General features: G+C 62.9%; 11 protein-coding genes. 8 read left to right on the top strand and 3 right to left on the bottom strand.

Features of this window, described 5'->3' with window-relative positions; genetic code table 11:
* From nuoN to R6254_RS12235, 4 genes are read left to right on the top strand one after another with little or no spacing between them, the layout of a single operon-like run.
* Window positions 1-1,503: an NADH-quinone oxidoreductase subunit NuoN gene (gene nuoN, locus R6254_RS12250; protein ID WP_318407142.1), complete on the top strand. Its 1,503-nt coding sequence runs from the start codon at window positions 1-3 to the stop codon at window positions 1,501-1,503.
* Between the two features lie 11 nt (window positions 1,504-1,514).
* Complete coding sequence (locus R6254_RS12245) at window positions 1,515-1,814, top strand: DUF2818 family protein (RefSeq protein ID WP_318407140.1); 300 nt, start codon at window positions 1,515-1,517, stop codon at window positions 1,812-1,814.
* 2 nt (window positions 1,815-1,816) lie between these two features.
* Complete coding sequence (locus tag R6254_RS12240; protein ID WP_318407139.1) at window positions 1,817-2,434, top strand: NUDIX hydrolase; 618 nt, start codon at window positions 1,817-1,819, stop codon at window positions 2,432-2,434.
* Between the two features lie 22 nt (window positions 2,435-2,456).
* The gene (locus tag R6254_RS12235) at window positions 2,457-2,957 is read left to right on the top strand and encodes a DUF1178 family protein (RefSeq protein WP_318407137.1); all 501 of its coding nucleotides are present in this window, start codon (window positions 2,457-2,459) and stop codon (window positions 2,955-2,957) included.
* 123 nt (window positions 2,958-3,080) lie between these two features.
* On the opposite strand, the gene R6254_RS12230 is transcribed toward R6254_RS12235, so the two are convergent.
* Together R6254_RS12230 and R6254_RS12225 are read right to left on the bottom strand one after the other, a co-directional pair.
* Window positions 3,081-4,391, bottom strand: a complete 1,311-nt coding sequence (locus R6254_RS12230; protein WP_318407136.1) for a Glu/Leu/Phe/Val family dehydrogenase — start codon at window positions 4,389-4,391, stop codon at window positions 3,081-3,083.
* A 142-nt stretch (window positions 4,392-4,533) separates the two neighbouring features.
* Window positions 4,534-6,330, bottom strand: coding sequence for an ABC transporter transmembrane domain-containing protein (locus tag R6254_RS12225; protein ID WP_318407134.1), 1,797 nt, complete (start codon window positions 6,328-6,330; stop codon window positions 4,534-4,536).
* 76 nt (window positions 6,331-6,406) lie between these two features.
* Here R6254_RS12225 and R6254_RS12220 point away from each other — a divergent pair, with 76 nt between their 5' ends.
* Genes R6254_RS12220 through R6254_RS12205 form a run of 4 tightly spaced genes read left to right on the top strand, consistent with a single transcriptional unit; the run spans window position 6,407 to window position 11,444 of the window.
* A complete protein-coding gene (locus R6254_RS12220) occupies window positions 6,407-6,931 on the top strand; it encodes a MarR family winged helix-turn-helix transcriptional regulator (RefSeq protein ID WP_318407133.1) in 525 nt (174 codons plus the stop codon).
* 41 nt (window positions 6,932-6,972) lie between these two features.
* The gene (locus R6254_RS12215; protein ID WP_412103170.1) at window positions 6,973-8,532 is read left to right on the top strand and encodes an efflux transporter outer membrane subunit; all 1,560 of its coding nucleotides are present in this window, start codon (window positions 6,973-6,975) and stop codon (window positions 8,530-8,532) included.
* A gap of 54 nt (window positions 8,533-8,586) precedes the next feature.
* Entirely contained in the window at window positions 8,587-9,879 is a 1,293-nt protein-coding gene (locus R6254_RS12210; protein ID WP_318407132.1) for an efflux RND transporter periplasmic adaptor subunit, read from the top strand.
* A 2-nt stretch (window positions 9,880-9,881) separates the two neighbouring features.
* Window positions 9,882-11,444, top strand: coding sequence for a DHA2 family efflux MFS transporter permease subunit (locus tag R6254_RS12205; RefSeq protein WP_318407130.1), 1,563 nt, complete (start codon window positions 9,882-9,884; stop codon window positions 11,442-11,444).
* Here R6254_RS12205 and R6254_RS12200 read toward each other — a convergent pair.
* Window positions 11,441-12,334 carry a LysR family transcriptional regulator gene (locus tag R6254_RS12200; protein ID WP_318407129.1) on the bottom strand — a complete coding sequence of 298 codons (894 nt, stop codon included), beginning with the start codon at window positions 12,332-12,334 and terminating at the stop codon, window positions 11,441-11,443. The two genes, R6254_RS12205 and R6254_RS12200, sit on opposite strands and share 4 nt — an antisense overlap.
* Window positions 12,335-12,464 lie beyond the last annotated feature (130 nt).

Here is a 12,464-nt window from a genome sequence, read left to right as displayed (position 1 = left end):
ATGATTGACAAACTCAGTTGGATCGCGGTTTACCCGGAAATCGTCCTTTTGGTCATGGCCTGTGTGGTCATGCTGGTGGACCTGGGCGTCAAAAGCCCGCAACGCACGCTGACCTATGTGCTGACCCTGCTGACGCTGGCGGTGGTGGCGACGCTGGAAGCGGTGTACGCCCTCAACGGCCACACGATCCACGGCTTCGGCAACATGGTCGTGAGCGACCCCATGGGCAACTGGCTCAAGTGTTTTGCAGCGGTGGCCATGATGGTCACACTGGTGTACGGCCGGCCGTATGCGGCCGACCGGCAGATGCTGCGCGGCGGGGAGTTTTTCACGCTGGGTCTGTTTGTGCTGCTCGGCATCTTTGTGATGATTTCCGGCAACAACTTCCTCGTGATCTACATGGGGCTGGAGTTGATGACCTTGTGCAGCTACGCCCTGGTGGCGCTGCGCCGCGACAACGGGACGGCTACCGAAGCCGCCATGAAGTATTTTGTGCTGGGCGCCCTGGCATCGGGCTTCCTGCTCTACGGCATGTCGATGATGTACGGTGCCACCGGCTCGCTCGACATCAACGAAGTCTACAAAGCCATCGCCAGCCGCCAGGTCAAGCATTCGGTGCTGGTGTTCGGCCTGGTCTTTATCGTGGCCGGCCTGGCCTTCAAGCTGGGTGCCGTGCCCTTCCATATGTGGCTGCCTGACGTCTACCAGGGCGCGCCCACGGCCATCACCTTGCTGATTGGTGCTGCGCCGCAACTGGCCGCGTTTGCCATCTGTATTCGCTTGCTGGTGCAAGGCATGTTGCCGCTGGCCATCGACTGGCAGCAGATGCTCGCCTTGCTGGCGATAGGCTCCTTGCTGATAGGTAATCTGGCGGCGATCGCGCAGACCAACCTCAAGCGCATGCTGGCGTTTTCGACGATCTCCCAAATGGGTTTTCTGCTGCTGGCCTTGCTGGCGGGTGTCGTCAACGGCAACCAGCTCAATGCCGAATACGCCTATGGCTCGGCCATGTTCTATGTCATCACCTATGTGCTGACCACCTTGGCCGTGTTCGGCATCATTTTGCTGCTGGCCCGTGTGGGCCATGAGTCGGAGGAAATCTCCGACCTGGCCGGCCTGAACCAGCGCAGCCCGCTGTTTGCCGGTGTCATGGCCATTTGCATGTTCTCGCTGGCCGGCGTGCCGCCGGTGGTCGGCTTTTATGCCAAGCTGGGCGTGTTGCAGGCGCTGGTGTCGTCGCAGCAGACCTCTTATATTGTGTTGGCCGTGTTTGCCGTGGTGATGTCGCTGATAGGCGCCTTCTACTACCTGCGCGTCGTCAAGGTGATGTATTTTGATGCGCCCAACCCTGGCATGCCCACGGCCATTGAGGCCCCGGCCGATGCCCGCGTGGTCTTGTCGATCAATGGCGCGTTGGTCCTGTTGCTGGGGATCATGCCCGGCGGCTTGATGACCTTGTGTTCGCAGGCGATTGCCAGCGTTGTCAAATCGCTCGGTTCTTGAGTAGTTAAGGTATGAGCCAAACGGTTTCGGTATGGCTGGTGGTGGCGATCGCTTTCTTGGCCGCCAATCTGCCTTTCCTCAACAACCGCCTGCTAGCGGTTTACCCCTTGGCCAAACCCAAAATGCTGGCCGTGCGTGTGGCCGAGCTGGTGATCTGGTATTTTGTCGTGGGGGCCGTGGCGCTGTTCCTGGAACAGCGGGCCGGACAAATCGCGCCGCAGGGCTGGGAGTTTTACGCGATCACAGCGACCCTGTTCATCACCTTTGCCTTCCCAGGCTTTGTGTACCGCTACCTGTTCAAACACCGCTGACCATGGCATTGGCCGGCACGCCCGCACATCTTGCTGATCCGGCGGCGGATCGCCATCTGCGCGAAGAAAAAATCGAGAGCCTGGAATTGCTGAAGAGCAGTTTTCTGCACGCCTTTCGTGACACCGTTCGTTTGCCGGACGGGCGCGAAGCCTCCCGTGAATATGTGCGCCATCCGGGCGCGGTGATGATCATTGCCCAGCTCGACGACGGTAACCTGGTGCTGGAGCGGCAATACCGCTACCCGGTGCAGGCCGTGATGTTGGAGTTTCCGGCCGGCAAGCTCGATGCGGGCGAAAGTTCGCTGGCCTGCGCGCAACGCGAACTGCTGGAAGAAACGGGTTACACCGCCAATTCCTGGGCCAAAGCCGGTGTGATGCACCCGGTGATTTCCTATTCCACCGAGTTCATCGATATCTGGTTCGCAAAAGACCTGACAGCCGGGCAGCGGCAACTCGACGAGGGCGAGTTTCTGGACGTGTTCACAGCCAGTCCGGCCGACTTGCTGCAAGGGTGCCAGGATGGCAGCGTCACCGACGGCAAGACATTGGCCGGCGCCTTGTGGTTGCAGAACGTGTTGTCGGGCGCGTGGGTTTTGGACTGGCAAAAACACGCAGCTTGAGGCGCGGCCTGATAATCCGCACATGAAAGTTCTCAACCTCCAGTGTTCGCACCAGCATGCCTTTGAAGGCTGGTTTGCGTCGGAAGACGATTTTCAAAGCCAGCTGATACGTGGCCTGATCAGCTGCCCTTTGTGCGCAGATCCTGCGATCCAGAAAATGCCCAGCGCACCCCGGCTCAATTTCGGCGCCAGCGCACAAGCCGATGCGCAGGTGCAGCCCTCGCGCGAAGTGTCGGTGCCAGCTAGCGCTGCACCGGCTAGCAGCCCCACGCAAGACGTCGTGGCGACCAACCATCCAGCAGGGCAGGCGGCTTTTTTAAAAGCGCTGCGGCATGTGATGGCCAACACCGAAGATGTGGGCCAACGTTTTGCCGACGAAGCACGCGCCATGCATTACGGCGATGCCGAGCAGCGCAACATCCGCGGTCAGGCCAGCCGGTCTGAAGCCATGGAGCTGCTGGAAGAAGGCATAGATGTGATGCCTTTGCCGCTGCCGGCAGCGGTCAAGGAAACACTTCAATGACCCCCACGGTCGCTCACTGCGTGTAGCTCCCTGCCCCCAGAGGGGGCCGCTGCGCCTGCGGGCTGGCGAAGCCAGTCCCGCGGCCCCTGCTTGAAATGTCAAGGCGCTAACGCTGTTCTCTGCTCAGGGATACAAACCGCGCAACTCACGCGTATGCAGAATGCGTTTGCACGCGACGATAAAGGTCGCGGTGCGCAGGCTGACCTTGTGGTCTTGCGAGACTTGCCAGACGCCGGCAAAAGCTTCTTTCATGATGCGCACCAGGCGGGCATTGATTTCGGCTTCGTCCCAGAAAAAGCTGGAGAAATCCTGCACCCATTCAAAGTAGCTGACCGTCACGCCGCCGGCGTTGGCGATCACGTCGGGCAGTACCAGCACATTGCGTTCCTGCAGGATGTCGTCGGCCTCGGGCGTGGTTGGCCCGTTGGCGCCTTCAATGATCATGCGCGCCTTGATGCGGCCGGCGTTGTCCTTGGTGATTTGTTGCTCCAGCGCAGCGGGAATCAAAATGTCGCAATCCACTTCCCAGAAGAGATCGTTGGCTATTTTTTCAGCCTCGGCAAACCCCCCCACGCTGCCGGTCTCGGCCACATGTTTGAGCAGGGAGGGCACGTCCAGCCCGGCTTCGCGGTAAATCGTGCCGCCGTGGTCTTGCACCGCGACCACGCGCGCGCCAGCCTCGGCAAACAGCTTGCCGGCCACGCCGCCCACATTGCCAAAACCCTGCACCGCGACCCGCGCCGTACTGATGTCCATGCCGATGTGCTTGGCCGCTTCAACGCCTACCGTGAAAACGCCGCGGCCTGTGGCTTCGCGCCGTCCCAGCGAACCGCCCAGGTCGACCGGCTTGCCGGTCACCACGCCCGTGGAGGTCGAGCCGGTGTTCATGGAGTAGGTGTCCATCATCCACGCCATGATTTGCTCATTGGTGTTCACGTCGGGCGCGGGGATGTCCTTGTTCGGGCCGATGATGATGCCGATTTCGCTGGTGTAGCGGCGTGTCATACGCTCCAGCTCGCCGCGTGACAATGTTTTCGGATCAACCCGAATGCCGCCCTTGGCGCCGCCGTAGGGCACGTTCACCGCTGCGTTCTTGATCGACATCCAGGCCGACAGCGCCATGACTTCCGACAAGGTCACGTCCTGGTGAAAACGCACGCCACCCTTGCCGGGCCCACGCGAGACGTTGTGCTGCACGCGGTAACCCTCGAAGTGCGCCACCGTGCCGTCGTCCATGTGGATGGGCACGTCCACAATCAGAATACGTTTGGGGCGTTTGAGGGTTTCAGCCCAGCGCGCCAGACTGCCCAGGTGCGGAATGACACGGTCCACCTGCTGCAGGTAGTTGCCCCAGGGGCCGAGCTGGTCGGCTTGCAGGTAAGAGGGCAGGCGATGGGTGCCGGGGGCGGCGACGGGACCGGAGGCGTGCGACATGGAAAACTCCTTGTGGATAATCAATGGGCACAGCTTAGGCCTGCCGCGCTCAACTGTCCAAGGCCGGCTTTATCTTGCGTTATGTGAATAATGCATAACCAAGAGTTTGACGATAGGTCAGGCGACTGCCGCAGTCCGACACTCAGTCCATGAACTGCAGTGCCGCCAGCCGCGCATAAACACCGTTGGCCGCGACCAGCGAGTCATGGGTGCCTTGTTCGACCAGCTTGCCATGGTCGAGCACGATGATGCGGTCGGCCTGCTGCACGGTCGCCAGGCGGTGTGCAATCACCAGCGTGGTGCGGCCCTTCATGGCCGATTCCAGCGCGGCCTGCACCATGCGTTCGCTTTCGGCATCCAGCGCGCTGGTGGCTTCGTCGAGCAGCAGCAGCGGCGAGTTTTTCAGCATGGCGCGGGCAATCGCAATCCGCTGGCGCTGTCCGCCTGACAGGCGCACGCCGCGCTCGCCCAGGAAGGTGTCATAACCTTCGGGCAGGGCGCTGATGAACTCGTGCGCAAAAGCCGCCTGGGCCGCGGCCTTGGTTTCTTCGTCGCTGGCGCCGGGTTTGCCGTAGCGGATGTTCTCCAGTGCACTGGTCGAAAAAATCACCGCGTCCTGCGGCACGATGCCGACGCGGTGGCGCAAGTCTTCCAGGGTCATGTCCGCAGTCCGCACGCCGTCGAGTTCGATGCGGCCCGAGACCGGGTCGTAAAAACGCAGCAGCAACTGGAACACCGTGCTTTTGCCGGCGCCGCTGGGCCCGACCAGCGCCACGGTTTCGCCCGGTGCGACGCTCATGCTGAAATTGCTCAAAGCCGCCTGCGCCGGTCTTGAGGGGTAGTGAAACGTCACTGCTTCGAATTTGATAGCGCTTCCCGACCGTAACTCGGGGGCTGGAGCCGGATTGGAGGGTGAAAGAACGGGTGAGCGGGTGGCCAGCAACTCCATCAGGCGTTCGGTGGCGCCGGCGGCGCGCAGCAGGTCGCCGTAGACCTCGCCCAGCACCGCAGCCGCGCTGGCCAGGATGATCACATACACGACGGTCTGGCCCAGGTGGCCGGCCGTGATGTCACCGCGCATGACGGCTTGTGTGCCCTGGTACAAGCCCCACAGCAGGGCGGCCGAGGTGGCGATGATGATGAAGGCCACCAGTACCGAACGCGCGCGGGTGCGGCGCACCGCCACGTTGAAGGCATTGGTCGTCGAGACATTAAAACGGGTGGCTTCGCGGCCTTCGGCGGTATAACTTTGCACCACGGGAATTGCATTGAGCACCTCGGCGGCGATGGCGCTTGAATCCGCCACGCGGTCCTGGCTGGCGCGTGAGAGTTTGCGCACACGCCGGCCAAACCAGACCGAAGGCGCGACGATCAGCACCAGCCCGCCCAACACCTGCACCATCAAATAAGGGTTGGTGTAGACCAGCATGGCCAGGGCGCCTACACCCATCACGGCGTTGCGCAGGCCCATGCTCAGCGACGAACCCACGACGGTTTGTACCAGCGTGGTGTCGCCGGTCAGGCGGCTCAACACTTCGCCGGTTTGTGTGGTTTCAAAAAACTCCGGGCTTTGCCTGAGCACATGCGAATACACCGCGTTGCGCAGGTCGGCCGTGACGCGTTCGCCCAGCCAACTGACCATGTAAAAACGGCCGGCCGAAAAAAGCCCCAGCGCCGCGGCGACGGCGAAAAGTTCGAAAAAGTGGGTGCGCAGCCCCATCAGTTGCGCACCTTTGTCCGACGCATTCAGGCCGCCGTCGATCAGGCTGCGCAAGGCCAGCGGAAACACCAGCGTGGCCACCGCCGCCATCACCAGAAAAAGTATCGCCAAGCCAATCCGGCCGCGGTAAGGGCGCAAAAACGGCAACAGGCCGGACAGCGAGCGGGGAGAGCCCTTGCTTGCGGCGCGGGAGGCGGACAGAGAGGAGGGTGTGGCCATCTGGCGAGTTTAGCGACAAAGTTGCCCCTACAAACATAGCCTTGACAATGGTTGCCTAAGCAAGTAATATTCTGAGATGGCATCTACTGATAAATCCAACCCGTTCATCGACGCGATGTCCTGTTCGCTGGTCGATTTTTACCGCGCCGAAGGTTATGCACCGAATGAAAGCATTGGTTACCTGATGCGCCGCATCCTGGTCCTGATCGCCAATGAGGTGGAGCGCGAGCTCGAACCCAGAGGCCTGACCAATGCCCAATGGGTGCCTTTGCTCAAGCTGTACATGGGCCGCGCCTCCACCGCCGCCGAACTGGCGCGGGAGTGTGAGCTGGATGCCGGTTCCATGACCCGCATGCTGGACCGCCTGGAGGCCAAGGCCTTGTGCCGCCGTACCCGCTCGTCGGAAGACCGGCGCGTGGTCAAGCTCGAACTGACAGAGGCCGGGCGTGCGGCGGCCAAAGATATTCCGGCCATTCTCTGCCGGGTCCAGAACGCCCATCTGGCCGGTTTCACTATCGAAGAATGGCAAACCCTCAAGAGTTATTTGCGCCGCATTTTAGAAACGGCACAAACCCTGCAAGCGTCGGCTGATAAAAAATGAAAAACATAACAAATCCCTTTCCCCTTGCCTTACCCGCGTCCATGCCGCGCACCTTGCCGGTGTGGCACGCCTCCTTTCGCATGGTCGCGGTGGCCTCGGCCAGCGTGGTGGCTGCGGGCCTGATCGCTGGCGGCCTCGCCGGTTGCGCCGACATGTCCGGCATCCAGTCGCAGTCCAGCCTGCGCGAGGCGCCCTCGCTGGGCTTGCCGACCGTATCCGCAACACCTGCAGCCCAGCCCATCGCCGCCGAATGGTGGCGCGACTTCGGCGACGAACAACTCAATGGCCTGGTCACCCAGGCCTTGCAAAACAACCCCAGCCTCAAGTTGGCGCAAACCCGGCTGGCGCGTGCGCAGGCCGTGACCGAGGTGGCCGATGCCGCCAAGATGCCGCAACTCAGCGGCGGCATCGACCTGACGCGCCAGAAATACACGGCCAATGGTGCCGTGCCCGCGCCGCTGGCCGGTTCCATCCGCGAAAGTGGCACGGTCCAGCTCAGCGGCAGCTGGGAGCTCGACTTCTTCGGCAAATACAGCGCCGCGCTGGAGTCCGCCCTGGGCAGCGTGCGCGCCGCGCAGGCCGACACCGAGGCCGCGCGTGTGCTGCTGGCCAGCAATGTGGCGCGCAGCTATTTCCAGATCGCCCGGCTCAATGACCAACTGGGCGTGGCGCGCCGCACGCTGGCGCAGCGCCAGGAGACCTTGGGCCTGGTGAAAGACCGCGTCAACGCCGGGCTGGACACCCAGCTGGAATTGCGCCAAAGCGAAGGCGGCCTGCCGGAAGCCCGCCTGCAAATCGAAACCCTGCAAGAACAGCTGAGCCTGGCCCGAAATGCCATGGGCGCCCTGGTGGGTCAGCCCAATGTGGCCCTGGCCCTGACGCCACCAGCGCTATCAGCTATTAAAAATGCAGCGCGTGCGGACAACATTCCTGCCGACCTGTTGGGCAGGCGCGCCGATATTGCCGCCGCCCGCTGGCGTGTGGAGGCCGCATCCAAAGACGTGGTGAATGCGAAGACGCAGTTTTACCCCAACATCAACCTGGTGGCTTTCGCCGGTTTTTCCAGCATCGGCCTGAGTCGTCTGCTTGACGCCGGCAGCCAGCAGTGGGGCGTGGGCCCGGCGCTGCGCCTGCCGATTTTTGACGCCGGTCGTTTGCGTGCCAATCTGCGCGGCAAGACGGCCGACCTGGATGGCGCGGTGGAAAGTTACAACGCCGCCGTGATTGACGCGGTGCGCGACGTGGCCGACCAGGTCGCGTCCAGCCAGGCCATCACGCGCCAGCAAACCGAGCAGCGCGCCGCGCAAACCTCGGCCGAAGGTGCGTACGACATTGCCGTGCAGCGTTACCGGGCGGGTCTGGGCAATTACCTGAATGTGCTGACGGCAGAAACCAGCGTGCTGAACCAGCGCCGGCAAGCCGTGGACCTGGCCGCCCGTGCGCTCGACACACAAGTGGCGCTGATGCGCGCCCTGGGCGGCGGTTATACGCCGGAGGCCACAACGGCGCGACTAGATGCTCCTGAAAAAGTAGCTGGTAGCGCGGATGCAGAAAGGGCTGCAGGCCTTTTTTCCTTAAATTCTGGCATGGCAAGCCAATAAACCACGCCCACCCCCGAATTCAATACCGACCACAACAAACACATCACAGTCATCATGAATACCCCTCAAACCTCTGACACCCAACCCGCTGGCAACCCCAAACGCAAGAAGGCGCTGACGGCGCTGGCCAGCGTGGTGGTGGTCGCCGGCCTGGGCTGGGCCGCTTACAACTACCTGGTGTCCAGCCATTACGAGACCACCGACAACGCCTATGTGCAGGGCAATGTGATCCAGATCACGCCGCAAATCGGCGGCACCGTCACGGCCGTGCTGGCCGACGACACCGACTTCGTGAAGGCCGGCCAGCCGCTGGTGCAACTGGACCCGGCCGATGCCAGGGTTGCGCTGGACCAGGCCGAAGCCGCGCTGGCTCAGGCCGTGCGCCAGGTGCGCACCCTGTACGCCAACAACGGCTCGCTCGCCGCCCAGATCACGCTGCGTGAGTCCGATGTGGCGCGCGCCCAAAGCGAGATCGCTCGCGCCAATGAAGACTTGAACCGGCGCCAGGCCCTGACCGGCAACGGCGCGGTGTCCCGCGAAGAACTCGGCCACGCCCAGACACAGCTGGCCAATGCCAGAAGTGCGATGGCCGCTGCCCAGGCCGGTGTGGCCGCGGCGCGTGAACAACTCGCCAGCAACCAGGCGCTGACCGAAGGCACCAGTGTCGAGCAACACCCCAGCGTGCAGGTCGCGGCCGCCAAGGTGCGCGAGGCTTACCTGGCCACGCAACGTGTGGCCATGCCGGCGCCGGTGGACGGCTACGTCGCCAAACGCACGGTGCAACTGGGCCAGCGCGTGGCCGCCGGCACACCCATGATGTCCATCATCCCGCTCAAGCAGGTCTGGGTGGATGCCAATTTCAAGGAAGTGCAGCTGCGCAACATCCGTATCGGCCAGCCGGTCAAACTGACGGCCGACCTGTACGGCAACAAGATTGAATACAAAGGCATGGTCGCCGGTCTGGGTGTGGGCACGGGCGCTGCCTTTGCCTTGCTGCCGGCGCAAAACGCCACCGGCAACTGGATCAAGGTGGTGCAGCGTGTGCCGGTGCGTGTGGCGCTGGACCCGGAACAGATTGCGAAGAACCCGCTGCGCGTGGGCCTGTCGATGGACGCCCAGGTGGACATTCGCAACCGTGACGGCAAGACGCTGGCCGATGCGCCGGGCGCCGCCGCGGCGCAGAGCCAGGCCCTGCCGACTCCGGATGACGGGGCCGAGGCCCAGGTGCGTCGTGTGATCGCGGCCAACCTTGGCCGTGGCCGGGTTGGCAACGGCAAGGCGGGCAGCGTCGCTGCGGCTGCGCCTGCCATCATGGTGGCCCCCGCCGTCACTGCCAGCGCGAAATAAGCATGGCCAGCGCCGCCATGCCTGTCGTGCACCAGCCGCTCGAAGGATCGGCGCGCACCTGGGGCACGATTGCCCTGTCCGCCGCCACGTTCATGAACGTGCTGGACACCTCTATTGCCAACGTCTCCTTGCCTGCCATCGCCGGCGACCTGGGCGTCAGCCCGAACCAGGGCACCTGGGTCATCACCAGTTTTGCCGTGGCCAACGCGATTGCCGTGCCGCTCACCGGCTGGCTGTCGCAACGTTTCGGCCAGGTCCGCCTGTTTGTCGGCAGTGTCATCCTGTTTGTCATCGCTTCGTGGTTGTGTGGCCTGGCGCCCAACATGACCACCTTGATCGCTTTTCGCGCGCTGCAGGGTTTTGTCGCCGGGCCGATGATTCCGTTGTCGCAGTCGCTGCTGCTGGCCAGTTACCCGCGCGCGCTGGCGGGGCTGGCCATGGCGATGTGGGCCATGACCACCCTGGTCGCGCCGGTGATGGGGCCGCTGCTGGGCGGCTGGATCACCGACAACATCTCCTGGCCCTGGATTTTTTACATCAACATTCCCGTGGGCATTGTGGCTGCGCTGGCAGCCTGGAGCATTTACCACAAGCGGGAAAGTGTCACGAAAAAGCTGCCCATCGACACGGTCGGTTTATCGCTGCTGGTGATCTGGATCGGCGCATTGCAGATGATGCTGGACCTGGGCAAGGAGCACGACTGGTTCCATTCGCCCTTGATCATTGGCCTGGCCGTCACGGCGGTGGTGGGTTTTGCCTTTTTCCTGATCTGGGAGCTCACGGATGAACACCCGGTGGTGGAGTTGCGCCTGTTTGCCCGCCGCAATTTCTGGGCGGGCACCATTACCACCTCGGTGGCTTATGGTCTGTTCTTCGGCAACGTGGTCTTGCTGCCGCTGTGGCTGCAGCAGTTCATGGGTTACACCGCGACCAACGCCGGCATGATCATGGCGCCTGTGGGGCTGCTGGCATTGGTGTTGTCGCCGCTGGTGGGCAAAACCGTGGGCAAGGTGGACCCGCGGCGTTATGCGACCTTTGCCTTCCTGGTGTTCGGGCTGGTGCTCTGGATGCGTTCGCAGTTCAACACCCAGGCCGACTTCAACACCATCCTGATTCCCACCGTGATCCAGGGTGTGGCCATGGCGTTTTTCTTCATCCCGCTGATGACCATCACGATGTCCGGCCTGACGCCGGACCGCATGCCGGCCGCCTCGGGTTTGACGAACTTTGTACGTATCACGGCGGGCGCCATGGGGACCTCGATCTCGACCACGGTGTGGGAAAGCCGCGCCGCGATGCACCATGCCCATCTGGCGGAGGCCGTCAATGTTGGCAACCCGGCGGCACAGGCTGCGTTATCGGGCCTGACCGCTTCCGGTCTGTCGCCCGAGCAGGCGCTGTCGCAGATCAACCGCCTGGTAGACCAGCAGGCCTTCATGCTGGCGGCCAACGACATCTTCTACATCTCGGCCTTGCTGTTCCTGGCCTTGATTCCGCTGGTGTGGCTGACCCGTCCGCAAAAAATCACGGCCGACGGACTGGACGCGGCCGCCGGAGCGCACTAAGGCGAAGAAACCCCAGCCTTGCCGGCCTTGCGGGGCCGGCGATGCGGGGTGCCACCCACCACTTGCCGCAAGCCGGCCAGGGCGGGCGCCAGGACGGCCATGTCGGCGTTGTCTGCATACACGGCGTAAGCCGGGTACAAAAATTCAGGCGCGCCCAGCACCCGGTGCAAGCGTCCCTCCGCCAGCAGGTCGCGCACGACGTTTTGCCGGAAATAACCGGCGCCGCCCACGGCCAGCAGGTACGCCAGCCCCAGCGGGCCCAAACTGGAAGACACGCCGACACTGGAAAGTTCAGGAAACGCCAGACTGTGTTGCGCCGAGAACTCGCGGCCCCAATCCACATACACATAGTTGGCCGCCTGCGGCGCTTCCAGGCTGGACGCGGTGGTGACCATCACCAGTTTTTCCTCGATCAGCAACTCGATGCGCAAGCCGGTGCGGTGACGCGGCGCATAAGCAATCACAATGTCCAGCGTGCCATTGGCCACGCGTTCCAGCAGGTCTTCCGCCACGCCGACTTCGGTGCGTAATGCCAGGTCTGGCGCGTTGGGGCGCATCCAGAGCAGCCAGTCCAGCATCAAGGGGTCCCAGAGGCTGGTCTCACAAGCCACGGTGACCACCGCCCGACGCCCGGGCGGTACGGCCACCTGGTGGCGGGCGCGCTCCCAGACCTGCACCAAAGCCTGTGCATGGCGCACAAACTGCTCGCCAGCCGCCGTCAACGAGGCGCCGGCCTTGTTCCGCACAAAAAGCTGGCGCCCCAGCAAGTCCTCCAGCGTTTTCACGCGTGCGCTGATCGCGGTCTGTGTGACATGCAGCCGCTCCGCGGCCTGGGCAAAACTGTGGCTGGAGACGATTTCCAGAAAGGTCCGGGCGAGGGTGATGTCCATGGCCGACTCCAGTTCATCAAGGCTGATTTTTAAAGCAATTTAATTGCATTTAAGCGAAATATAAGTCGTTTTGTTGATATCGGCGTAAACCCTATAATTTTGACGTGACCCCTGTTTCGGCAATCTTCTT

Origin of the sequence: Polaromonas potterensis (genome assembly GCF_033446725.1) — a bacterium.
Classification (GTDB): domain Bacteria; phylum Pseudomonadota; class Gammaproteobacteria; order Burkholderiales; family Burkholderiaceae_C; genus Polaromonas.
This window is presented reverse-complemented; position numbering and strand designations above follow the sequence as displayed.